Source organism: Akkermansiaceae bacterium (genome assembly GCA_019634595.1).
Lineage (GTDB): Bacteria > Verrucomicrobiota > Verrucomicrobiia > Verrucomicrobiales > Akkermansiaceae > Luteolibacter.
On record JAHCBC010000005.1, the window covers coordinates 23,704 to 47,588 of the forward strand.

At 64.7% G+C, this 23,885-nt stretch carries 17 protein-coding genes; 11 read left to right on the forward strand and 6 right to left on the reverse strand.

Translation table 11 applies throughout. The features are described 5' to 3' along the window. Positions 1–15 precede the first annotated feature (15 nt). Genes KF712_18170 through KF712_18185 form a run of 4 tightly spaced genes read left to right on the forward strand, consistent with a single transcriptional unit; the run spans position 16 to position 8,201 of the window. On the forward strand, positions 16–3,495 hold the full coding sequence (locus KF712_18170; protein ID MBX3742916.1) for a hypothetical protein: 3,480 nt from the start codon (positions 16–18) through the stop codon (positions 3,493–3,495). Between the two features lie 5 nt (positions 3,496–3,500). After that, positions 3,501–4,208, forward strand: a complete 708-nt coding sequence (locus KF712_18175; protein MBX3742917.1) for a hypothetical protein — start codon at positions 3,501–3,503, stop codon at positions 4,206–4,208. Between the two features lie 27 nt (positions 4,209–4,235). After that, positions 4,236–6,815, forward strand: a complete 2,580-nt coding sequence (locus tag KF712_18180) for a PSD1 domain-containing protein (protein MBX3742918.1) — start codon at positions 4,236–4,238, stop codon at positions 6,813–6,815. Positions 6,816–6,836: 21 nt separating this feature from the next. Next, a complete protein-coding gene (locus tag KF712_18185; protein ID MBX3742919.1) occupies positions 6,837–8,201 on the forward strand; it encodes a DUF1501 domain-containing protein in 1,365 nt (454 codons plus the stop codon). 42 nt (positions 8,202–8,243) lie between these two features. Here KF712_18185 and rho read toward each other — a convergent pair whose 3' ends face one another. Both rho and KF712_18195 read right to left on the reverse strand, forming a co-directional pair. Beyond that, positions 8,244–9,953, reverse strand: coding sequence for a transcription termination factor Rho (gene rho, locus KF712_18190; GenBank protein MBX3742920.1), 1,710 nt, complete (start codon positions 9,951–9,953; stop codon positions 8,244–8,246). A 261-nt stretch (positions 9,954–10,214) separates the two neighbouring features. After that, positions 10,215–10,967, reverse strand: coding sequence for a YebC/PmpR family DNA-binding transcriptional regulator (locus tag KF712_18195; GenBank protein ID MBX3742921.1), 753 nt, complete (start codon positions 10,965–10,967; stop codon positions 10,215–10,217). Between the two features lie 438 nt (positions 10,968–11,405). Between KF712_18195 and KF712_18200 the strand changes: the two genes are divergently transcribed. Together KF712_18200 and KF712_18205 are read left to right on the forward strand one after the other, a co-directional pair. Further along, on the forward strand, positions 11,406–11,669 hold the full coding sequence (locus tag KF712_18200; protein MBX3742922.1) for a hypothetical protein: 264 nt from the start codon (positions 11,406–11,408) through the stop codon (positions 11,667–11,669). A gap of 31 nt (positions 11,670–11,700) precedes the next feature. Further along, positions 11,701–13,506 (forward strand): hypothetical protein, encoded by a 1,806-nt coding sequence (locus KF712_18205; protein ID MBX3742923.1) that lies wholly within the window; start codon positions 11,701–11,703, stop codon positions 13,504–13,506. 21 nt (positions 13,507–13,527) lie between these two features. Here KF712_18205 and KF712_18210 read toward each other — a convergent pair whose 3' ends face one another. Beyond that, a complete protein-coding gene (locus tag KF712_18210) occupies positions 13,528–14,406 on the reverse strand; it encodes an SMP-30/gluconolactonase/LRE family protein (protein ID MBX3742924.1) in 879 nt (292 codons plus the stop codon). A 180-nt stretch (positions 14,407–14,586) separates the two neighbouring features. Continuing rightward, complete coding sequence (gene dnaB / locus KF712_18215; protein ID MBX3742925.1) at positions 14,587–16,029, reverse strand: replicative DNA helicase; 1,443 nt, start codon at positions 16,027–16,029, stop codon at positions 14,587–14,589. Positions 16,030–16,325: 296 nt separating this feature from the next. On the opposite strand from dnaB, the gene dtd reads away from it, so the two are divergent. The 5 genes from dtd (at position 16,326) to KF712_18240 (ending at position 22,491) form a co-directional block, all read left to right on the forward strand. Next, positions 16,326–16,778, forward strand: coding sequence for a D-tyrosyl-tRNA(Tyr) deacylase (gene dtd, locus KF712_18220; GenBank protein MBX3742926.1), 453 nt, complete (start codon positions 16,326–16,328; stop codon positions 16,776–16,778). A 506-nt stretch (positions 16,779–17,284) separates the two neighbouring features. Continuing rightward, entirely contained in the window at positions 17,285–17,701 is a 417-nt protein-coding gene (locus tag KF712_18225; protein MBX3742927.1) for a transposase, read from the forward strand. A gap of 248 nt (positions 17,702–17,949) precedes the next feature. Beyond that, entirely contained in the window at positions 17,950–20,532 is a 2,583-nt protein-coding gene (locus KF712_18230; GenBank protein ID MBX3742928.1) for a DUF1588 domain-containing protein, read from the forward strand. 9 nt (positions 20,533–20,541) lie between these two features. Continuing rightward, positions 20,542–21,864: a DUF1552 domain-containing protein gene (locus tag KF712_18235; protein MBX3742929.1), complete on the forward strand. Its 1,323-nt coding sequence runs from the start codon at positions 20,542–20,544 to the stop codon at positions 21,862–21,864. A 162-nt stretch (positions 21,865–22,026) separates the two neighbouring features. Continuing rightward, the gene (locus KF712_18240) at positions 22,027–22,491 is read left to right on the forward strand and encodes a hypothetical protein (GenBank protein ID MBX3742930.1); all 465 of its coding nucleotides are present in this window, start codon (positions 22,027–22,029) and stop codon (positions 22,489–22,491) included. A gap of 123 nt (positions 22,492–22,614) precedes the next feature. Here KF712_18240 and KF712_18245 read toward each other — a convergent pair whose 3' ends face one another. Together KF712_18245 and KF712_18250 are read right to left on the reverse strand one after the other, a co-directional pair. Beyond that, complete coding sequence (locus KF712_18245) at positions 22,615–23,256, reverse strand: Type 1 glutamine amidotransferase-like domain-containing protein (GenBank protein ID MBX3742931.1); 642 nt, start codon at positions 23,254–23,256, stop codon at positions 22,615–22,617. A gap of 20 nt (positions 23,257–23,276) precedes the next feature. Next, a complete protein-coding gene (locus KF712_18250) occupies positions 23,277–23,864 on the reverse strand; it encodes a DUF3592 domain-containing protein (protein ID MBX3742932.1) in 588 nt (195 codons plus the stop codon). Positions 23,865–23,885: the final 21 nt, after the last annotated feature.

The following is a 23,885-nucleotide window of genomic DNA, read 5'->3' on the forward strand; positions in this document are numbered from 1 at the left end:
TCCACCGTGTACGGAATGAAACCGCGGAAGAAACGTGGCGGGCGGGGATTCTCCCTCGTTGCGACGATCCTGATGCTCTCGCTGCTGATGTTGCTGGCGCTGGCGATGACCACCCTTTCGGCGGTGACGGTCCGCACCGCGGGGAACGACCGTGAGGTCCAGCGGGCCAGGGCGAACGCACGGCTGGCGCTGCAGATGGCCATCGGCGAACTCCAGGTTCTGGCAGGCCAGGACCAGCGGGTGACCGCTCCATCCGGTGGAGAGGGGCAGGATGTCCGCCCCCACCTCACCGGGGTATGGGAGGGATGGAAGTGGGACGGTTCAGGGAACGCGCCGGATTGGGAGCGGGAGAAAAAGAGCCGCTTCAAAGGCTGGCTCGTCTCCTCATCGGAGCGTGACGCTGCGCGTGACCTTGATTTCGTGAAGGCACCCGCCGGGGGGCGCACGATCCGGCTGGCCCCTCCGGGCGCATCCGGGAAGGACGCGGTGGAAGCGGGAGTCGTCGAGGTTGCCGGTTCATCGCGCAGGGGCGGTCGGAACGACGGCTTTGCATGGGCGGTCTTCGACCAGTCGCAGAAGATCGATATCTCACTGCCAGCGGACGAGGGGGAGGGGAAGGACTTCGCCCGCGGCATGGACCGCATGTCCGCCGCCCATGAACCTGGCTATGAAGCGGTGAAGGCGTTCGACTGGAAGCCGCTCTCCACGCGCAGGGATGAAAGGCGGCGTCTCATTTCCCTGGGCCAGTCACGGCTGATCGGGCTGAAGAAGGAGGACGCTTCCTTCCATGATGCGACGGCGGGATCCTTCGGACTGCTCACGGATTCCGTGGACGGTGGATGGAAGAAGGACCTGTCGCAGCTTTTCAAGGACGACGCTCTGCCCGCCAGCCACGCGGACCGTTTCCTCTACTCCGGAAATGACACCCCCCTGCTGCCGCCTCCGGTCCGGTTCGAAGGGGCGAATCCGTTTCCTTCCCCGGATCCTTCCTGGGCATTGCTGCATTCCCACTATCGTTCCTACCGGGATCTTTCCGGAGGAGGGACGCCGTCGCACGCGGTGACCACCGCTTCCGTCGTGGACAGGCCGGATCCGGCGGCCATCACTTCCTCGGAGCAACTGCTCCGCCAGCCGGCGTTCAACGGGCAGCAGATCGCACCGGTCATCGCAAAGGCGCAGTTCGTCTTCAGCCTGGCATTCGGGGTCAACCAGAAGACGCTCGACACCATGTGGGCGAACGGCGGGGCGAGATCCACCCCCGCCAGCCAGCGGGACAACTACATCACCTGGCTGGTGATCGATCCGGTCATCACGCTCTGGAATCCTTACAACGTCCCGCTGCAGTTCAGCGGGGCCACCATCGAACTCTACCGCGTGCCGATGGCTTTCCGGCTCTACAAGAACGGCACCCGGCTGGCGGAGAACTACACCCGGCTGACGGACGCCCACACGCAGAATGATTTCAAGAACCGGCAGAACCGTTTCTATCTCCTGAAACTGCTGCCGGAGAAAGGCCAGTCCAGCCGTGTCCTGCAGCCGGGTGAGCATGTCGTCTTCACCGGCCATGAGTGGACCCTCCATGGCAGCCATCGCTACAATCTCCAGGGACTCACCATGAGGCCTGGTTTCCATCCTCCGGCCGGTGCCAGCAGCAGCAAGGACATCGGCGGCGTCACCACCCAGAATCTTTTCGTCAGCCCCACGGGAGCCAGCACCGGCAAGGACTATGGGAAGACCATCCGCACCGTTGCGGTCAAGGGAGGCGACAAGATCCAGGTGGAGGTGAAGCCGGAGCGCGCGGGCGCGGATGAACTCACGGAAACCGGGAAGCGCGAGGTGACCGGCTTCCTCAAATACTACGTCGGCATCGGGACCAGGACCCAGCGCCGCTTCATCGGAGGCATCGAGCTGGACTACGCTGACAAGGAAAAGGAATACCTGCCGGAATTCGGCCGGAATGATCTTCCCACCATCGTGGTCGATCCATCGATCCCGAAGACATCCCCCGGAAACACCAGCGTGGACCCGGATGAAGCGGGGGCGGATGACGCCATCCGCTGGAAGGAGCCGTTCCTCATCGCTTCCTTCCAGCAGAAGACCGAGCGGGATTCGAAATTCCCATCCCGGTCCTGGATCAACAACAATCCGGGAAATCTCTACGCCGTTGGCGGTCTGGACCAGGCGGAGGACTTCTCCCACCACCAGTATGAGTTCAAATGGGAGCCGATGACGGACTGGCCGCCGGACAGCCCGACCATCGAGCTGAGCAACGACGGCAACCGCGGGTACGGCGGCTCCGGAGTCTATTCCCAGAGCGGTTCGGAGTTCGCCTCCTTTTCCTCGCTCCCGCTGGAACCCGCGCTCTCGCTGGGGCAGTTCACCCACGCGCCGCTCAATGTGGGCGGGCAGCTTCCCCTGGTGGCCCATCCTTTCGGGAACTCCTTCGCACCGGCCCTGATCCCGGCTGACCAGGTCACGGAGGTGGCTGGAAGCAGGACTTATCTCGACCATTCCTATTTCGCCAACAACGCCCTGCTGGATTCCCACTTCCTTTCGGGCGCCGTGGATCACCCCGCACGCCATGGCAGCCCCGCGCTGCGGAGGGAGTCGCTGCTCACGGAGTTCTTGGCCGGCAGGGAGCCTCTGCCGAACCTCCGCTTCGAACCCTACACAGGGCGTGAAACCCCGTCCGCCATCACCGACCGCCTCCTGGCCGACAAGGAAGCCCACGACCACATCGCCGCGAACCTGCTCGTGAAGGGGGCTTTCAACGTGAACTCCACCAGCATCGCGGCATGGCAGGCGTTGCTAGCCTCGAACTTCAATGCCCCGGTGCCCCTTTCGGGCGGTGACATCGCGGGCGGTGACGGCGTGCCGGTGTCCCGCAACGTGCCATCCGTCGGCGGCAACAACGGTTCTTCGGGGGGAGCCGCATCCGACCGGGAGAAATGGAGCGGCCACCGCCGCCTCTCCGCGGAGGAGATCGAGTCTCTTGCCGGGGCTCTGGTGGAGCAGGTGAAGAAGCGCGGGCCGTTTCTTTCGCTCGCGGAGTTCGTCAACCGCCAGCCCGGTGGGGATGAGAAGCTTTCCTCCGCGGGGGCGGTCCAGGCCGCCATTGATGAATCCGGCATCAACGAAGGCATCCTCGACCGCAGCTTTGATTTCCGGGTGGCGACGGGGGCGAACCAGGGCGCCGGATCCGGCAATACCGCGGATGGCGCGCCCGGCCTCATCACCCAGGCGGATATCCTCACCCCGCTCCTGCCCCAGCTCACCGTGCGGGGCGACACCTTCGTGATCCGGACCTGCGGTGAAGCCGTGGACCGTGAAGGCCGCGTGGTCCGCGCCTGGTGCGAGGCGACGGTCCAGCGCTACCCGGATCATGTCGATCCGAAGGACGATCCCACCCTCAAGGCCTCCACGGAGGTGAACAAGAAATTCGGCCGCCGGATCAGCATCGTCTCCTTCCGCTGGCTCACTCCATCCGAAATCTGAATCTCATGAAACAACTGCTCCTGCTCCTCACCCTCGCCCTGCCGCTCCATGCGGAATCCCGGAACGTCGCTGTTTCATTCTACTGCCTCAAGTATGTCGCCGGGCAGGAAACGATCCACCTGGCGAAGACGTCCGGCTCGGAACCCGTCCGTCTTTCGACGGCAAACATGACGGACCCGGTGACGATTCCCGTCGAGGGTGATCTCGCCGTGTTCCACCGCACGCCGGCGGGCGACCCGAAGGCTCCACCCGCCGCAGCCGCAAAGGTCCGGATCCCGGCGAACGTGGAGAAGGCGCTGGTGATCCTGGTGCCGAATCCATCCGGCGCGGCGGAACCCTACCAGGCGGTGCTGGTGGACCATGGCCACCGCTTTCCCCTCGGCACCTACCGGGTCGTCAACTTCTCCCGCAAGGCCATCCGTGGCGCGATCGGCCGCAGCTATGTCGAGGCGGCCTCCGGCGGCATGACGGATCTCGAGCTGAAAGGGGAGGCCGGGGCGGTGCAGGGCGTCCGCTTCGAGTTCCAGGACGAGGGGCGCTGGAACCGCCTGACGGAGACGCGCTGCGCGGTGCGCAAGGACCGCCGCTGGCTGCTGTGCGTCTATCAGGATCCGGTCACCCGCCGCATGAACATGAAGAGCATCCCGGACCGCACGTTGCTGCTCCAGCCGGTCGGTGTGGAGACAGGCTCCGGTGAGACCGCCGCCAACTGAGTTCCCTCACGGAAAGCAACCCATCCCATGAAGTGCCTGCTCATCCCGCTGGCAGCGGTGCTCCCTGCCGCCGCCGTCCATGCCTCCCCTGATCCCGCGAAGCTCGAATTCTTCGAAAAACGCATCCGCCCGATCCTGTCGGAGAATTGCTACAGTTGCCATGCCGCCGATACCAAGGCGGCCGGTGGCCTGCGTGTGGATGATCTCAACGGCCTCCTCCAGGGAGGGGATGGCGGTGCCGCCGTGGTCCGCGGGAATGCCGGGGAAAGCTCCCTCATCCGGCGTATCCGGCACGCGGAGGAACGGCGGCGCATGCCGAAGGACAGTGATGCCCTCAGTGAGGCTGAGATCGCGGATCTGGAGAAATGGATCGATGACGGGGCGGTGTGGCCGGAGGAGGAGATTCCGTCCTACATCGGCAAGGATCGCACGAAGTACGAGAATCTCCGTAAATCCCACTGGTCCTGGCAGCCGCTCGCCACGCCGCCCGTCCCGGTGGTGAAGGACGCCGCGTGGCCCGCGGGGGAGGTGGATCATTTCATCCTGGCCAAGCTGGAAGGCAAGGGTCTGGCTCCCGTGGGGGATGCGGACCGCGCCACGCTCCTGCGCCGCGTGAGCTATGATCTCACCGGCCTGCCACCATCTCCGGAGGAGCTTCGCGCCTTCATGGGTGATGCCGGGCCGGATGCGTATGAGAAGGTGGTGGACCGTCTTCTTTCCTCGGACGCGTTCGGCGAACGCTGGGGGCGGCACTGGCTGGATGTTGCCCGCTACGGTGAGTCCACCGGACCGTCACGGAACATTCCCTATCCCCACGCGTGGAAGTACCGCGACTATGTCATCGACTCCGTCTCCAGGGATGTGCCGTTCGACCTCTTCCTCCGTGAGCAGATCGCGGGGGATCTTCTTCCCGGAGAGGATGGAAAGGAGCGCGACCGCCTGCTGACCGCCACCGGTTTCCTTGCGCTGGGCGTGAAGGATGTGAACCAGCGCTTCAAGATCCGCTTCCAGATGGACAACGTCGATGAACAGATCGACACCGTCACCCGTTCCGTCCTCGGCCTCACGGTCAGTTGCGCCCGCTGCCATGACCACAAGACCGATCCGGTCCCGACCACGGAATACTATTCGCTCGCGGGCATCTTCACCAGCACGGAGGACGGCGCGGGCGTCCGCAACAAGATGGGCGGCGGCGGCCTGGACTACTATGATGCGGAGAAGCTGGTCCGCCTTACCTCCGATGATCTTCCTCCACCGGACCCCGTGAAAGCGGCGGAACTCCGGAAGAAGGCGGATGAGGCGAAGAAAGAGTGGGATGAGATCCGCGGCACGCCGGAGGGCCTGAAGCGAAACGCCAACGGCCAGCCCGTCCAGCGCGCCTACCGCCTGCGGTATGAGAAAGCCCAGGCGGAGCTGATGGACCTCACCGATCCCGCGGCGCGCGGGCTCGCGGTCCATGGAGTCCGTGAGGCGGAACAGATCGCGGACACCCAGGTGCGGATCCGCGGTGAGGCGGAGCGCCTGGGGCCGGAGGTGCCCCGTGGTTTTCCGGGAATCTTCGCGGTGCCCGGCGCACCGGAGATCGACCCCGCGCAGAGCGGCCGCCTGCAGCTCGCGGAGTGGCTCACCCATCCTGGCAATCCGCTCACGCCGCGCGTGGCGGTGAACCGGATCTGGAAGCACCTCTTTGGCGAGGGACTGGTCATCACCGTGGACAACTTCGGTGTGACGGGTGACGCGCCATCCCATCCGGAGCTGCTGGATCATCTGGCCAACCGCTTCGTCGCCGGTGGATGGTCGGTGAAGAAAACCATCCGCGAGCTGGTTCTGAGCCGCACCTACCGTCTGGGTGGTGATGCACCGGCCCGGCTGCTGGAGGTCGATCCGGCGAACCGCCTGCTCTGGCGGCACGCACCGCGCCGCATGAGCGCGGAGGAGATCCGGGACACCATCCTGGCCGTGTCCGGAAAGCTCGACCGCCAGCCGCCTTCCGGTGCTCCCGTGGACAAGCTGAAGATGATCGAGATGCGGGACAACGGCCAGGAAGCGGCCACCGTCCACCGGAACGCGAACACCTCGCTCCATCGCAGCGTCTATCTTCCACTGCTCCGTGGCGTGACGCCACGCGCGCTGGAAGCGTTTGATCCGGTGGGACAGACACTGGTTTCCGGCAGGCGCGAGGAAACTACGGTTCCGTCACAGGCGCTGTTCATGTTGAACTCATCCTTCGTCCGTGGCCAGGCGCTGGCTCTGGCTGGCGGTCTCGCTGCAGGGGACGTGCCCGGTGAGGAGCGCGTGCGCTCGGTCTTCCTCAGCGCCTATGGCCGGGAGCCGCATGAAAGTGAGCTTTCCGCCGCGCTGGCCTTGCTGGAAGAGTTTGAAAACGCGCCGCATGAGACGTTGGTGGCGCGGGCTGAAATTTCGGAATCATCCGATGCGGACCGTCCCATCGTCGCGGATGCCCAGGCCGCCAATCCGGATGACATCCCGCGGGATGACCAGACCGCGACCGAAGAGGTGGTGGAGGCCGGTGACGCCCGCACCGCCGCATGGATGACCCTTGTCCAGAGTGTCTTCGCCTCCGCGGAGTTCCGTTTCGTCCGTTGAAACTTTTCCAGAAATCTTCCCATGAACCCTCATTCCCATTTTTCCCGCAGATCCGTCCTCCGTTCCGCCGGTGCCGGGTTCGGCTACCTCGCCCTCGCCGGTCTGCTTGGCAAGGACGCCCTCCGCGCCGCGCCCGCGCCGGTGAATCCGCTCGCCCCGAAGAAGCCGCATTTCGAACCGAAGGCGAAGCGCATCATCTTCATCTTCATGGAAGGCGCGATGTCCGGGGTCGATACCATCGACTACAAGCCGGAACTCCAGAAAAGCGACGGCAAGACCTCGCCCGGGGGCGGCAAGCTGGTCGCCTCGAAGTTCGGCTTCAAGCAATACGGGGAAACCGGCACCTGGTTCTCCGACCTGCTGCCGAACATCGCCTCCCATGCGGACAAGATGTGCTGGCTGCGCGGCCTCCATACGGACACCCCGGCCCACCCGCAGGCGGTGGTCCAGCTCCACACCGGCAGCGCGAACGCCGCGCTCACCCGGCCCAGCATGGGATCATGGTTGTTGTATGGACTGGGCACGGACAATGCGGACCTGCCCGGCTACATCACCATCAATCCATCACCGAATTTCGGCGGAGCCGTGAACTACGGCAGCTCGTTCCTGCCCGCCCACTTCCAGGGGACGCGCATCACGGACAAGGGGTTCCTTTCCAACCTGAAGGCATCGGCTGAGGCATCGCGGCAGCGGAAGCAGCTCGATTTCATCCAGTCCCTCAACCGTGGCTATGCCGCGACGCCCGGCGCTCCGGACCCGGTCGATGGCATCATCGCTTCCTATGAGCTGGGCTTCCGCATGCAGGACAAGGTGCCGGAACTGCTGGATATTTCAAAGGAGCCGGAGCACGTGAAGGAGGCCTACGGCATCAAGGACGGCCCCGCCGGGGCCTTCGCCCGCCAGTGCCTCATGGCCCGCCGTCTCAGCGAGGCGGGAGTCCGCTTCGTCGAGATCTGCCAACCGGGATGGGACCATCACAACAATCTCCACAAGGGGTTGATCGAGCGCACCTCGAATGTGGACAAACCGACCGCCGCGCTGTTGGAGGATCTGGACCAGCGGGGGCTGCTGGAGGACACGCTGGTCCTGTTCGGCTCCGAGTTCGGCCGCCAGCCGTCCGCACAGGGCCAGGACGGGCGCGACCACAACATCACCGGCTACTCCATGTTCCTCGCTGGTGCCGGCGTGAAGAAAGGCTACACCCACGGCGGCACGGATGAACTCGGCATCAAGGCCATCGACGGCCGCATGCACACCAATGACCTGCATGCGACCCTTCTCGCGCTGATGGGCCTGGATCACGAGGAACTCACCTACCGTTACGCGGGACGTGACTTCCGCCTCACCGATGTGGCGGGCAAGGTCGCGCGGGAGATCTTCGCGTGAGCGAGGTTGGACATAGCGGCTTTGCCGCAATGTCCTCCCTCCTTAACCCTTGATCTCAAGGAGCATCTGCGGGTTGTTCGGGAATTTTTTCAGGAAGTAGAGCAGGCGTTCCATTGCCTCCACCGGGCGGTGGCCGGAGAGGCCGCGGCGGATGAGGTGGATCTTGTGCAGCATGTGCTCCGGCAGCAGCAGTTCCTCCCGGCGGGTGCCGGACTTGAAGATGTCCACGGCGGGGTAGATGTAATTTTCCGCGATCTTCCGGTCCAGGACCAGCTCCATGTTGCCGGTGCCCTTGAACTCCATGAAGATCGCCTCATCGGCGCGGGAGTTCGTCTGGATCAGCGCGGTGGCGAGGATGGTGAGCGAGCCTCCGCCACGGGTGTTCCGCGCCGCGGCGAACAGGCGGCGGGGAACCTCCAGCGCGCCGATGGTGATGCCGCCGGAGCCGGTGCCGCGTCCGCGGTTGTTCATGTTGCCGTTGTAGGCGCGGGCCAGGCGGGTGATGGAGTCCATCAGCAGGAACACATCCTTCCCCGCCTCCACCAGGCGCTTCGCGCGCTCGATGGCAAGTTCCGCGATGCGGCAGTGGCTGCGCGCGTTCTCGTCGTTGGAGCTGGCGTAGATCTCCGCTCCGGGCAGGGCGCGGCGGAACTCCGTGACCTCCTCCGGGCGCTCGTCCACCAGCAGCACCATCAGGTGCATGGTTTCCTCATACTTCGTGCGGATGGCTTCCGCCATGTGCAGCAGCAGCGTGGTCTTTCCGGAACGGGGAGGGGAAACGATGAGTCCGCGCTGGCCGCGGCCCACCGGCGCCATGATGTCCACCACGCGCGTGGTGAAGCGTTCCGGCGTCGTCTCGAAGCTGATGCGCTTGCTCGGGTTGATGGCCTTCAGCTCGTCGAAGTGCGGGAGCTTCGACGCCTCCGCGACGGGCATGCCGTTCACCGCGGTGATCTCCACGAGCTGCGGGCCGCGCGGACCCTGCTGGTAGGTGCCGTGGATCCACTGGCCCAGGCGCAGGTGGTTCTTGCGGATGATCTCCGGCGTGACGAAGACATCATCACGCGCCTGTTCGAAATTCTTCTTCGGCACGCGGAGGAAGCCGAACCCCTTCGGCGCGAGTTCCAGCATGCCGTCCACTTCGATCTTCTCACCGGAAAGCTGGACCGGGCCGCGGTTCTCATACTCGCGGTCGTCGTTCTGCTGGCGGTCGCCGCGCGGGTTGTTGTGGCGGTCGTTGCCCCGCTGGTGGCGGTCGTTGCCGCGCTGGCGCTGTGGCTGCTGCTGCGGGTGTCCGCCACCACCGCCGCCGCCATCCTGGCCGCGTTCGTTGCGGATCTGCTCGCGGCGTTTCTTCCGCTTGTCACGGCGGCGTTTGCTGCGGCTCTCGCCCTGGCCACCCTGACCCTGTTGCTCCGCGCCGTCCTGCTGGTGTCCGCCTTGTCCCTGTGGGCGTGGCTGGTCCTGCGGCGGGACAGGGGAGGGGGAGGAAGCCGCCGCATCCTGTGGCACATCCGCGCGGGGCGTGGTCGGTCCACCACCCGGCACCCGGCCGAACCGCTTCGGCTCGTCCACGGCGGGTGCCGTGTGGGCAGGTGCGGCCTCCACCGGCGCCGGAGCTGCGGAGGCAGGTGCGGGAGCGGGAGCTTGTAAATTCGTTTCCGCGGGAGCTTCCGCGGTCACCTTCTTCGTGGCTTTTTTCGCGGTCTTCCTCGCCGCTTTTTTTGCGGGTGCGGGTGCGGCGTCGGCCACGGCTTCGGGGGCAGGCGCGGGGGCCGCCGTCTTGCGGGTGGTCTTCGGCGTCACCGGTGCCGCCGGCACGTCGATCAACAGAGGCGTCTCGGCGGCTGCGGGGGTTTTCTTCGCGGCTGTCTTTTTCGCCGCCGCCTTCTTGGCTGCCGTTTTCTTCGCGGCTTTCTTCGCCACCTTCTTTTCAGGGGCGGATTCGGCGAAGGTTTCCTCGTTCGTGTTGTTGCTCATCAGGAAATGGTTCGGGGAAAAAAGAGAAAGGGATCAGGCCGACAGTTGCTCGAGCGCCTCGTCGGTCACTTCGAAGTTGGTGAACACGTTCAGCGTGTCCGCGTAGTCATCCAGCACGTCGTAAAGTTTCAGGATCTGGCGGGCGGTATCCACGTCGGAGACCACGGACGGGTTCTGCGGCAGGGACACCATCTTCTCGGACACCAGGTTCAGGCCCGCGGCGCGCAGCGCGTTGGCCACGGTGCCCAGCTCGTTCGCCGCCGTGTGGATGATGTGTTCATCCGCGTCGCTGTGGACGTCATCCGCGCCGGCCTCGATGGCCGCCTCCATGATGCGGTCCGCATCGGTCCCGGACGCCGCCATGCGGATCTCCCCGCGGCGGTCGAACTGATAGGAAACACTGCCCGGTGTCGCCACCGAACCGCCGTTTTTTGAAAAAATCGTCCGCATGTCCGCCGCGGCGCGGTTCAGGTTGTCCGTGGCCATCTCCACCAGAAAGGCGATGCCCGCCGGTCCGTAGCCCTCATACGTCACCTCCTGGATGGCGTCTCCGCCCAGCTCACCGGTGCCTTTCTTGATGGCGCGCTCGATGTTCTCGCGGGGCATGGACACCGCCTTCGCGTTGTCCACCGCGGTGCGCAGCCGCGCGTTCATGCCCGGATCCCCGCCGCCGGCACGGGCCGCCAGCGCGATCTCATGGGCGCACTTGCTGAACACCTTGCCTTTGATCGCATCGACGCGGGCCTTGATGTGTTTGACCTTTGACCACTTGTTGTGACCGGCCATAAGGGATGGTGGATGGGAAATTCAGTAGAAATGGGAAAGGGCGGGACGGCGGCGGACCATGGGACAGTCCGGTGGCCGAGTGGACGGAGCGGGAAGTGCTTGTGCGCGGATCGCCATGATCGCGGGCAGATGAGCTTGACCCTGGGGGAGTCCGGGAAACGAGATCCAGAACAGCCCTCCGTCGTTCCAACAACGGGAATCTGTGGCAGGTGCCGTTCATTGGCAATCCTAAATTTCACCGCCCGCCCGCCCTCCGGACCCTCGGATTTTTTGTAAAAATGTCAGGAGATGCGTCCTCCGCTACGCCCCTCCATTTCTTCATCTGCGCCCATCTGCGTTCATCTGCGGTTGGATTCTTTCCACCCACACCTCCGCGTTTCACCTCCTCTTTTCATCGACGGGAAAGCCTCATCCACTAGACTCACCGCATCACCACCCGTGGATTGGGAATCTGACAAACGCATCGCCCGCTCGATGCTGCGGAACCGCGGCACGCGGCGGAAGATCATGGCGCGCATGCTCCTGCTCGCGCTCGGTCTCATGGCGGGCGGACTGTGGCTGGTCGATGACTGGCTGCGGACGCGCCCGTGGATGTTCCTCATCTGGTGGGGTGCCTGCGCGTTCCTCACCTGCCTCACCATGGTGATGGCGCTGTATGACATGCTCGCCGTCATCCGCGAAGAAAGGGAAAAGCACCATTGAAGATCCCGCGTGATGGGGGACAATGCAGGCGATGTCCGAGAAGAACACGCCCGCCGCCCCCCGCCCGGTGATCTATCAGCTTTTCGTCCGCCTCTTCGGCAACACCAACACCACGCGGAAAAGGAACGGCACCCTGGCGGAGAACGGCTGTGGGAAATTCGCCGACATCAATGAAGCCGCGCTCACCTCGCTGAAGGACATGAGCTTCACCCACATCTGGCTCACCGGTATCATCGAGCAGGCCAGCGGTACGGAATACCCGTGCCGTCCCGCCGATGACCGGGACATCCTCAAGGGCGAGGCGGGCAGCCCCTATGCCATCCGCGACTACTTCGACGTCTGCCCGGACTACGCGCTGGACGCGGAGAAACGCATCGATGAATTCCGCGATCTGGTCGCCCGCTGCCACGGCCTGGGGTTGAAGGTCATCATCGACTTCATCCCCAACCATGTCTCCCGCTGCTACGTCTCCGACATCCGTCCGGAGCACACCTTCGGCCACGGGGATGACCGCGACGTTTTCTTCCACCGGGACAACCACTACTACTATCTGCGCCGTGGTGATCCCGGCGACGGACCGCCGCTGAAGCTGCCCGGATCCGGTGACGGTTTCTTCGGCCCGGAGGCGGAGTATGGAAAGGTGACGGGCAACAACGTCATCTCATGGACTCCCTCCGTGGACGATTGGTATGAGACGGTGAAAATCAACTACGGCCATGACTTCACCACCGGCCGGGACACCTCCCACCTGCCCGGGCCGGATGCTCCGTGTGAGGAGGTGCCGAAGACCTGGCGCACCATGGATGAGATCCTCCGTTACTGGCAGGAGATGGGTGTGGACGGCTTCCGCGCGGACATGGCCCACATGGTGCCCATGGAGTTCTGGCGCTGGGCGGTGAAACGCGCGCGCGCGCGCCAGCCCGGCGTCTTCTTTTCCGCGGAAGCCTACAACAACGACCCCGCGAAGCTCACCGACGGCCACGTGCTGGACGCCCTGCTGGATGCCGGGTTCGACGGCGTCTATGACAAGCAGACCTACGACGTCGCGGAGGGCATCTATGATGCCGGAAAGTGGGCCAACGACTTCGACGGCGGGGAGTTCGCGGAAGAACGCTTCCACAAATCCCTGCGCTTCGTGGAGAACCATGACGAGGTGCGCATCGCCTGTGCGGAGGCATGGGGCGGCCATGGCATGCACGCCGGACGGCCCGCCTCCGCCGTCCTGCTGGGCATGGGGCGCGGCCCCATCATGATCTACAGCGGCCAGGAAGTGGGGGAGTGCGGCGGCGATGAGGCCGGCTTCAGCACCGACCACAAGCGCACCACCATCTTCGACTATTGGTGCATGAAGGAGTTCGTGAAATGGGTGAACGGCGGCCGCTATGACGGCGGCGGTCTCAGCCCGGAACAAAAGGATCTCCGCACCTGGTATGGCAAGCTGCTGTCCGTGCTGGCGCGGCCCGCCTTCACACGCGGGGAATTCTTCGGGCTGAACTGGTTCAACCGGGAGAACCCCGCCTTCGGCCGCCAGCCCGGTGAGAAAGTCTCCGGCCACTGGATCTACGCCTTTCTCCGCCATGACCCGGAGAGCAGGGAATCCTTCCTCGTCGTGGCGAACTTCCACCCGGACCTGGACATGACCGACCTGCGCATCCTCATCCCGGAGGGTGCGTGGGAATTCATGGGCCGTGAGCAGGACCGCGAATGGGCCTTCCACGACCGCCTGGAAGGAAGCTGGCGCGGCGCCACCGACCGCGACAGCCTGGACACCGACGGCATCAACATCGGCAACCTGGAAGCCCTGAACGCCACCGTGCTGGAGATCAGCAGGTGGTGAGGCCCCGGAGCATCCGCCCGGTCACAGCGGCAGGAACACCAGCTTGCCTGCCTTGGTTTCCGGGACGACGAGGACGCCCGCCTTTTCATCGACGAAGGCATCGGCTGCGGCGGTCAGACCCTCGCCCATCTTCACCTTGCCCGGGTATTTCCACACGTTGCCGGTCCGTACTTCGGTGACGTAGAAGTTGCCCTTGGAATCATGGACGATGGCGTCCGCGCTGCGGTGCCCTTCCGCCAGGATCTTGAACGCTCCGTTGCCCTCCCATTCGTAGATGTTGCCGGTGAAGAACTCGGCGATGCGGATCTTGCCCTCCGGGGTCACGTCCACGCCGTTCGGGCATTTCATGCGCTCGTCCGCCGGGACCACCTCGGTCACCTTTCCGTCGAGGGTGATCTGATAGATGCGGCCCTCCGCGGGCACGGCCTTCGCCTCCGCGCTGTCCAGCGGCCAGAATCCATCCGGCCCGGCGATCTTGTCCCGCGCGCCCATGTCCGTCACCAGCACGCTCTTTCCGTCCGCAGCGATGGCCACGTCATTCAGGAAAAGGATGGGCCGCGGGAAAGCCTCCGGCCCGGCCAGCAACTTCTTTTCCCCCTTGGAATCGATCCTCCACACCTGGGTGAAATCCGCGGTGATGAGGGAGTCCTCCAGGAACACGATGCCCTTCGGGTCATGCAGTCCGCTGACGAACGGCTTCACCACACCATCCTCGATGACGACGATGGAGCCGTCGCCATCGCCGGGATTCCGCGTCGGCCCCATGAGGGTGACGTAGTAATTTCCGCCGAAGCCCTTCGTCACGCTCTCCGGGTTCGGCCCGACGTCGATGGTTTTCAGTTCGGCGGAGGCGAGGGTGGAGCCAAAGGCGGCGGCACAGAGGAAGGCGATGGGTTTCATGGATTCCCGAAAGTCGAATGGATCACGGGAGACAAGTCAAGAGGGGGTAAGGAGGGAGGACACTCTTGTCCTCCGACGGCATTGGGGAATGAAGTGAAGGATGGATCTATCCCAAAACGCCTTTGCTTTGCGTTCCGGTTGCAGCCGGAGGACAGGAGTGTCCTCCCTCCTAACTGCCCCTTACTCCGGATCCTTTGCGGGGGCGCCGGTCTCGAAGCGCATCAGCTCCGCGATGAAGGTGAGTGGGATGTGGCCGGTTTCACCGTTACGGTTTTTGGCCAGCACCAGCTCGGCTTCGCCGGCCTTGGCTTCCTTGTCCTCGGCGTCCTCGGCGTAGTAGGCGGTCCGGTAGAGCAGGCCGACCATGTCGGCGTCCTGCTCGATGGAGCCGGACTCCCGGAGGTCGGACATCCGGGGGACACCCAGGCTCTTGCCGCTCCGGCTTTCCGGTCCCCGGTTGAGCTGGGCCAGGATGAGGATGGGCAGGCTGAGTTCCTTCGCCAGCGCCTTGATACCGGAGGAAATTTCCGCGATCTCCCGCTCACGGGAGCCTTCCGCCTGCTTCGTGCGGGACTTCATCAACTGGAGGTAGTCGATGGCGATGAACTGGATGTTTTCCTCCCGCTTCTTCCGCCGCGCCTTCGCCCGCAGCTCGTTGATGGAAATGCCTGCGGTGTCGTCGATGAAGAGCTTCGATCCCGCGATCTCGAGCGCGGCGCGCTGGATGCGCTGGAGGTCGCCCTTCGCCGGGGTGTAGCCGCGGGAGAGCTGGCTGAGCGCGAACTTCGCCCGTGCGAAAATGAGACGCTGCACGATCTGGAACGAGCTCATTTCGCAGGAGAACACCATCGAGGGCTTCTGCAGGTCCATGCAGATGTGCTCCACGATGTTCATCATGAAGGAGGTCTTTCCCATCGACGGACGGGCGGCGACGACGAACATTTCACCGGGCTTCAGGCCGCTGCTCATGCGGTCCAGCTCGCTGAAGCCGGTGCTGACGCCCTGCGCGCCCTTTTCCCCCGCCAGCAGGGACTGGAACTGCTCCAGCACCTCGTGGACGGAGTCCTTGATCGTCGGCGCACGGTTCGTTTCGGATCCTTCGCGGATGGCCAGGACGTTCTGCTCCACGGAGTCCAGCAGGCCGGCCACCTCGTCCGGCGCGTCATACGCCTGCGCGATGGCGGCGTTCGCGTTCTGGATGATGGAGCGGAGGACGAACTTGTCCTTCACGTGCTGCAGGTGGCTGCGGAAATGCCCCGGACTGGGGGCGTAGGTGTAGAGGTCCGTCAGGGTGGCGGGGCCGCCCACGCGGTCCAGCAGGCCGCGGTCGATGAGGCGCTGCACCAGCGAGACCAGCTCCACTTCCTGCCCGGCCTCGAACAGTTCCACCAGGAAGGCGAACAACGTGGAGTGGGACGGCAGGTAGAAGTGGTCCTTCGTCAGCTTTTCCTCGATGGCCACGCCGATGTATTCCTGCGGGTCCTGCAGCATGGAGGACAGCAGGCTCTTTTCCGGCCCCACGGCATGCGGCAGCGCGCGTGTCACGTCATCCACCGCGGCCGCCCCCTGCTGGAGGTAGGAATTCGGCGAGGATGTGGACGGTGGTTTGGTGTCGGCGGCCATGAAAAGAAGCGGGGCGGAGAGAGTGCCAAACGGCTCCCCGTTGGTCAATGACACCCTGCTGCGGACAGTGTCTCCGCGCCATGAATCGCCCGCCGATGATGGAGCGGCGTCTGTGAACAACGTGTGGACACCATGTGGACGATCGTGAACAATGGTCCGCGAAAATCGGTGTGAGCAACCTGTGGATGGCCGTGAACAACCGCTTTGTGAATATCCTGTGAATGGCGGTGAACAGACTCTGTTTGTCCCTTGCAGACAGTCATTGCCAAATGGAATCGAACGCTTGAAAAGAAGGCATGCGAGCCATCCTGCAACGCACGCTTGAAGCGTCCGTGACTGTGAATAACCAGACCACCGCGGAGATCGATCACGGGCTGGTGATCCTGCTGGGAGTGGAGGATGGGGACGGTACGGAGGATGTGGAGTGGCTGTCCGGAAAGGTGGCGCGGATGCGGATCTTCGCGGATGAGGAGGGGAAAATGAACCGCTCCGTGACGGAGGCGGGCGGCGGCATCATCGTGGTCAGCCAGTTCACGCTGCATGCCTCGACGAAAAAAGGGAACCGGCCGTCGTTCCTGCGCTCCGCCGCGCCCGCCGTTTCAGAGCCGTTGTATGAGGCGTTCTGCGCCGCACTGGAAAAGGAGACGGGAAGTGCGGTCGGCCGCGGCATCTTCGGCGCGGACATGAAGGTGACCCTGGTCAACGACGGCCCGGTGACGATCGTCATCGATTCCCGGAACCGCGAGTGAGTGATGGCAGGGACCGCATTCCATGCGGTCAGGCGGAGAAGAGTCACCAGGACCATCCGGGTCCAATCCTCAATGACGCACCAATCACGTGTGGAACTACCCCCTGATGATCCCGGAGCCGCAGGATATCCACCGCCGCCCCCCGCCTGACGCCATGGAATGGCGTCCCTGCCGTGACGTCAGAAGGCAGGGACCGCACTCCGTGCGGTCAGGCGGGGAGGAGTCACCATGATTGTCCTGTTCCAATCCAATAAGGGATGTCACCCCTCATCTCCCGGACATCTGCCGTAGTCCGAAAGCCGCAGGATATCTCCCGCCGCCCCTCCCCCCCGCCGGACGCCATGGAATGGCGTCCCTGCCTTGCTGCCCCGAAACGCAATCCATTCTGCTGCTTGCCAACCGGACAAGCGGCCCATTCAATCTGCCGTATGTTGCCGAACTCCAGGCCGGACCGATCCGCCCGAAGTCCGATTCATCTTCCCCCGGATTGGGTGGTTCAGGATGCCGTGTTTTTTATCACCATCAACTGCAGTGTCCGGGGGAAAGCCCAACTGACGGCAGAGGATCTGCCCGGGAAAATTTTCTCGGCAATCAGCCATTATCAGCAGAACCGGCGGTGGTGGCCGGAGATGGTCCTCTTGATGCCGGATCACCTGCATGCGCTCATTTCGTTCTCATGGGAGAAAGGCCAGGGCATGGGATCGGTCATCGGCCACTGGAAGCGATACACCGCCAGAACCTTTGGGATTGGCTGGCAGCGTGACTACTTCGACCATCGCATCCGGAGTGAGGGTGACCACCTGGCAACCTGGGCATATATCCGGGAGAACCCCGTGCGTGCGGGACTGGTCGGAGATTACGCGGATTGGCCGCATGTATGGTTCCCCGGGCGTATCGGCTGGGATTCCACCAAGCCATCGTAAGAGCGCAGGCGGGGACCGCAAGGCAGGGACCGCACTCCGTGCGGTCAGGCGGGGAGCACCGCCATGATCCGCCGATTCCAATCTGCGAAGAGACGCCACCGATCCCCTCCCGGACATCTGTCGTGGTGCGAAAGCCCGAGGATTTCCGCCGCCGCCCCCCGCCGGACGCCATGGAATGGCGTCCCTGCCATCACACCCCTGAAAAATCCCCTCTCCCCACCACGTATCCCACCCCTGAAGCGAAACCCATGCGCCGATTCCTCTTTCTCCTGTTGGTTTCCTGTCTCCGTTCCCAGGCCGCGCCTCCGGCGGGCATCCCGGAAATCCTGGAGAACCGTTGCACGGACTGCCATGACGCGGAGACGAAGAAAGGGAACCTGGACTTGACGGCGCTGCCCTTCGACCTGGAGGACCCGAAGACCTTCGCGAAGTGGGTGAAGGTCCATGACCGGGTGCTGGAGCATGAAATGCCGCCGAAGAACAAGGACCAACCGGACGCGGCGGAGCGGGAGAAGCTGCTGGGCGGGCTGTCCACCGCGCTGGCGGCGGCGGACGCGCTGAAGATCCGGACGGCGGGACGCTCCACCTGGCGGAGGATGAACCGCTACGAGTATGAGAACACGCTGCGCGACCTGCTGGGCGCGCCGTGGCTGCAGGTGAAGGACATGCTGCCGGAGGACGGCGAGTCCCAGCGCTTCAACAAGGTGGGCGACGCGCTGGATGTCTCCCACGTGCAGATCAGCCGCTACCTTTCCGCGGCGGAGTACGCCCTCAACGAAGTGCTGCAACGCTCCGCCTCCGGCGTGCCGTCGAAGGTGAAACGCTACTACGCGCGGGAGCAGACCAGCCTGTGGCGGCGCTCCCGTTTCAGCGAGTTCAACCGCTCCGTGGAGCGCGCCACCTTCCTCATCGTGGGGAATGAGGCGGACATCCCCGCGCTGACGGATGATGACGCCGTGACCGTCGGCCTGCGGACGAACGACCCGGTGCGCCGGGAACAGGAGTCCGTGGGCGTGGTGGCCAGCAGCTATGAGCCGCTGGACATTTCCTTCAACGGATTCTCCGCGCCCGCGTCCGGCCGCTACAAGCTGCGGGTGAAGGCGAAGTCGTTCTGGGCCGGGCCGCTGGATGACAAGAAATGGTGGAAGCCGGTGCAGGACAAGGTGTCCGCGGGCCGCACGGAGGAACCGGTGAGCCTTTATTCCGAAAAGCGCCCGCGCCTGCTGCGGAAGCTGGGCACCTTCAGCGTCACGCCGGAGGAGTCCGTCAGCGAGCTGGACACCTACCTGGTGAAGACGGAGACCATCCGCCCGGACGCCGTGCGCCTGTTCCGCTCCCGCCCGCCGGCTTTCAAAAATCCGCTGGCGGAAAAGGACGGCCAGCCTGGCGTGGCGTTCCACTGGCTGGAGGTGGAGGGTCCGCTGCCGGAACCCGGCCTGGACGCGGGCGTCAGGCTCATGTTCGGGAACCTGCCGGTGAAGAAGCAGGGCAGGAACAACTGGACCGTCACGCCACGGAACCCGGAGGCGGACGCGGCGGCGCTGCTGCACGGGTTCCTCACCCGCGCCTACCGGCGGCCGCCTTCCGATGACGACATGCTGCGTTTCATGAACCTCGCGCGGACGGCGCTGAGTTCCGGCGCGTCCTTCGGGGAGACCATGCTCACCGTTTACTCCGCCGTCCTCTGCTCCCCGGAGTTCGTCACGCTGGAGGAGAAGCCCGGCGCGCTGGATGCCCCGGCGGTGGCCGCGCGGCTTTCCTATTTCCTGCACAACTCGGAGCCGCCCGCGTTTCTCCGTGCCGCCGCCGCGGAGGGGGGGCTGGGCAAGCCGGAACAGGTGAGGGCCATGGCGGACCGCCTGCTGGATGACCGGGGGTCGGAACGCTTCACCGCCGCGTTCCTCGACTATTGGCTGGACCTGCGGAAGGTGAACGCCACCTCCCCGGACGCGCTCCTTTATCCGGACTACTACCTGGACGACTATCTGGTGGAGTCCTCTGCGGATGAGACGCGCGCGTTCTTCACCGAGCTGATCAAAAAGGACCTCCCCGCCGCGAATCTGGTTGATTCCCGCTTTGTCATGGTCAATGAGCGGCTGGCCCGCCACTACGGGCTGGAAAAGCCCTACCAGGACACCCGTGCGGCGGCGAAGGCCGGGACCAGCGACTTCCTGAAAGTCACCCTGCCCGCGGACAGTCCGCGCGGCGGGCTGATGACGCAGGCCAGTGTGCTGAAGGTCACCGCCAACGGCACCACCACCTCCCCGGTCCTGCGCGGCGTGTGGATCCTGGAGCGCCTAGTGGGCAAGCCGGTGCCACCGCCGCCCGCCAGCGTCCCCGCCGTGGAGCCGGACACTCGTGGCGCGACCACCATCCGCGAGCAGCTCGACAAGCACCGCAGCCAGGAAAGCTGCAACACCTGCCACGTGAAGATCGACCCCGCGGGATTCGCGCTGGAGAGCTTCGACGTGCTGGGCGGCTGGCGGGACAAGTACCGCGCGCTCGGTGAGGGCACCCGCACCGTCGGCATCGGCAAGAACGGCCAGGCCTTCGACTTCCATGACGGCCCGGCGGTGGACTGCTCCGGCGTGCTCCCGGACGGCAGGGCGTTCAAGGACATCCGGGAGCTGAAGAAGCTGATGCTTTCCGACGAGCGCCAGGTCGCGCGCAACCTGCTCCAGCAACTGCTCGTCTATTCCACCGGTTCTCCCGCGCGTTTCAGCGACCGGCCGGAGGTCGAGCGCATCCTCGACCGCTGCGAGGCGGGGCGCTTCGGCGTCCGCACCCTCATCCGGGAGCTTGTCTCCAGCCATTTGTTCCTCCATAAATAAGCGAAGCCCATGAAGTCCTTCCACGTATCCACCCAGGCGGCGCTCTCCCGCCGGTCCTTCCTGCGCGGGGCCGGGGTCGCCCTCGGCCTGCCGATGCTCGACGCCATGTTCCCCGCCTTCGCACGGGCCGCGGAGGCAAAGCCCGCCCAGCCGCGCCGCATGCTGGGCATCTGCAACAACCTGGGCCTGCTGCCGGACAAGTTCTTCCCCGCCATGGACCAAACGGGCCGCGGCTACAAGCTGTCCCCCTACCTGGAACACCTCTCCGCCCACCGCGACCAGTTCACCGTCTTCAGCGGCGTGTGGCACCCGGATGTGGACGGCGGCCACCCGGCGGACAACTGCTTCCTCACCGCCGCACCGCACCCGGGCAGCGGCGGCTTCCGCAACACCATCTCCCTGGACCAGTATATGGCGGAACGGATCGGCCACCTGACCCGCTTCCCCTCCCTCACACTTGGGGTGAATGTGGTGCAGGGCTCCCGCAGCCTTTCCTGGACCGGCGGCGGCGTCCTCATCCCGTGCGAGGAAAAGGCGTCGGAGGTTTTCAAGAAACTCTTCCTCCGTGGTTCCCCGGAGGAGGTGAAGGAACAGATGCGGCGGCTGGCGCTGGGCCAGAGCATCATGGACACCATCGCCGACCAGACGCGGAAGCTCCAGCACGGCGTGGGCGCCCACGACAAGGAACGCCTGGACCAGTACCTCACCGGCGTGCGCGACCTGGAGCAACGGCTGGAGATGTCCGCGGAGTGGGAGACGAAGCCGAAGCCCGTGGTGAAGGACCAGCCCCCCGTCGATCCCGGCGACCCGCGCGAATACATGGAGAAGGTGCGCCTGATGTATGACATGGCGCGCCTCGCCTTCGAGACGGACTCCACCCGCCTCATCACCCTCATGCTGGACAGCGTGAACTCACCCGCGCTCGACATCGACGGCGCGCACATTTCCGAAGGCTACCACAACCTCTCCCACCACGGGAAAAGCGAGTCGAAGCTGGGCCAGCTCGAAACGATCGACCGGGAGCACATGAAGCACCTGGACAAGCTGTTCACGGACCTGAAGTCCCGCAACGAGGTGGGCGGTGGCAACCTGCTGGACCACACCATGATCCTCTACGGCAGCAATCTGGGCAACGCGAACACCCACGTCACGACCAACCTGCCCATCCTCTTCGCCGGCGGCGGCTTCCGCCACGGCCAGCACCTGGCCTATGACAAGGAGCACAACTATCCGCTGCCGAACCTCTTCGTCAGCATGCTCCAGCGCATGGGCATCGGCGCGGACCGCTTCGCCACCAGCACCGGCACCATGCGCGGGCTGGAGATGGCGTGATGTAGCGAACCTCGTGAGAGGTTCGGCGGGGAAGGCGTCTGCTGGAAAAAGGACTGCGGCTTCTCCATGAGCTTCCTCCCAGCGGGAGGTCTCACGGCCTTCGCTGCCCTCCGGGTGGAAAGGAACGGTGGCGGCCACGCCGGGAACGGGCTATCTTCTCGGATGAAACGCGCACTGTCCGCAGCCTGCCTGCTTTTCCTGCACTTCGCGGCCGGTGCCAGCGCCGTCCCGCTGGAGGTGCTGGAGGCGCAGTTGCGGGACATCCGCTTCAGCTCGTTCCGGGTGGAGGAATCCACGCTTTCCGATGCACTGGACAAGCTGAAGAAGCGGGTGGAGGAATCCACGGCTGAAAGCCCGCTGCCGGGGGCGTCTCCGCTGGTCATCATCCTGGTGCCGCCCGCTCCGGTCGCCGGGGATCCCGGAAACCACCCACCCCTCACCGTTTCCTACGATGGCACGAAGGTGACGCTCGACACCATCCTGCGTGAGATCGCCAGAACCGCGAACCAGGATGTCTTCCTGACTTCCGCAGGTGTGGTGGTCACCCCGAAGGGCATGCCGCCCTTTCCCAATCCCGAAGGGGAGAAAGGCGAAATCTTCCGCAAGCTGACAGGTGACCGGGAGTGAGCGGATGTGGCGCATTCCGGGGGTAGCGAATTTCGTGAGAAATTCGGCGGGGTGAATGTCTGCGAACGAACCCGCTCCAGTCCCTCATGGACTTCCTCCCAGCCGGAAGTTTCACGATTTCCGCTACGGTTCCGGTTCGCGGTGGTGGGTTCTGTCGATGATGACCTCTCCGTCCGCGACTGTCCGATACGGGAGGTTCCGCACATGATAGTAGGCCGCGACCGTCTCCATCGCATCCGACTCGAAATGCCCGCAACGGAAATGGGGCACGAAGTAGTAGTCGATCAACCCCAGCCCGGTCCACAGGACTTCTCCGGCGTAGCCTTCGGCCCGGGCATCGGGATCATCCCCCAGGTGGATGCCTTCCAGCGACGGACAAAGGACGCACGCTCCGGCACTGTATCCGGCGTAGAGGAAATCCGGAGCGTCCTTTTTAGCATGGAGGAATTCGTCCAGACCGGACAGCGCCATCGCACGCCGCAGGAGAAAGGTGTTCCCTCCTGTCACCCAGAGCATCGTCGCACCCTCGAGTTCATTGGCAAGAAGCTGCGGGTGGCCGAAAAAGTCGCGCAGATCGAGAGGCTCCGCGGTGATACCGTACGTGCCGAGATCGTCGATCTCACGAGCGATGCCATTCCTCCGCCGCCCGACATCTCCGGAGAAGTCGAGGGCATTCCCAATCACGAAGGCTTTTCCCTCCCCTCCAAGCTCGCGGAGCAGATGGCCTTCCGCTCCGATCCGGTAGGATGAAAGATAGAGATGCATGTGTGTGAAGGGCCGGAGGGTCAGGCATCGGGGGCGGGTCCGGCCGCTAGCAGGCGTTTTTCAGTCCATTGTTGTTCCCGGCTGCGCCACCAGCGCAACCCGATGCCCAAGGCCCATGCGAAGATCGACCAGCCCGCCAGGAAGATCGGCGCGAACCAGTGATGCAGGAAGGTGTCGATCCGTGATTTGCCGGGAGAGTCCCTGAGGTAACGGACAGGGATGGCATCCCCGGCTGCGGATGGGCGGCCACCGCTGAGGGAGGTTTCGCCCGTATGGGAGGTGCCCGCGCTGTCCCGGTAAGTGTAGCGGGTGGTCCGGCTGACCTTTCCGTCATCGTCCTTCCGCTCGATGATCTCGTTGACCGTGGCGGTGGTCCTGATGCCGGCGGAGAGGAACCAGGTGGAATAGACCGTGGTGGCTGCGGCCGCCAGAAGGAAGCCGCCCGAGGCGACGAAGCAAAGGATCCACGGCAGCGGCGATGCCGGGCGGCCCGTGCGGAATCTCGCGCCCAGAACCAATCCCTTCGCGACTCCGGACATGAAACCGATCACCAGACCGGCGAGGAAGGTCGCTGCAAACGCGGTCAGGAGGAGCAAGGTGGTGTCCATCTGCGGCAGGTCGGTGTTCAG

Coding starts and splice junctions, on each gene's coding strand:
- KF712_18170 (MBX3742916.1), top strand. CDS start 16: ATGAAACCGCGGAAGAAACGTGGCGGGCGGGGATTCTCCCTCGTTGCG.
- KF712_18175 (MBX3742917.1), top strand. CDS start 3,501: ATGAAACAACTGCTCCTGCTCCTCACCCTCGCCCTGCCGCTCCATGCG.
- KF712_18180 (MBX3742918.1), top strand. CDS start 4,236: ATGAAGTGCCTGCTCATCCCGCTGGCAGCGGTGCTCCCTGCCGCCGCC.
- KF712_18185 (MBX3742919.1), top strand. CDS start 6,837: ATGAACCCTCATTCCCATTTTTCCCGCAGATCCGTCCTCCGTTCCGCC.
- KF712_18195 (MBX3742921.1), bottom strand. CDS start 10,967: ATGGCCGGTCACAACAAGTGGTCAAAGGTCAAACACATCAAGGCCCGC.
- KF712_18205 (MBX3742923.1), top strand. CDS start 11,701: ATGTCCGAGAAGAACACGCCCGCCGCCCCCCGCCCGGTGATCTATCAG.
- KF712_18210 (MBX3742924.1), bottom strand. CDS start 14,406: ATGAAACCCATCGCCTTCCTCTGTGCCGCCGCCTTTGGCTCCACCCTC.
- dnaB (MBX3742925.1), bottom strand. CDS start 16,029: ATGGCCGCCGACACCAAACCACCGTCCACATCCTCGCCGAATTCCTAC.
- dtd (MBX3742926.1), top strand. CDS start 16,326: ATGCGAGCCATCCTGCAACGCACGCTTGAAGCGTCCGTGACTGTGAAT.
- KF712_18230 (MBX3742928.1), top strand. CDS start 17,950: ATGCGCCGATTCCTCTTTCTCCTGTTGGTTTCCTGTCTCCGTTCCCAG.
- KF712_18235 (MBX3742929.1), top strand. CDS start 20,542: ATGAAGTCCTTCCACGTATCCACCCAGGCGGCGCTCTCCCGCCGGTCC.
- KF712_18240 (MBX3742930.1), top strand. CDS start 22,027: ATGAAACGCGCACTGTCCGCAGCCTGCCTGCTTTTCCTGCACTTCGCG.
- KF712_18245 (MBX3742931.1), bottom strand. CDS start 23,256: ATGCATCTCTATCTTTCATCCTACCGGATCGGAGCGGAAGGCCATCTG.
- KF712_18250 (MBX3742932.1), bottom strand. CDS start 23,864: ATGGACACCACCTTGCTCCTCCTGACCGCGTTTGCAGCGACCTTCCTC.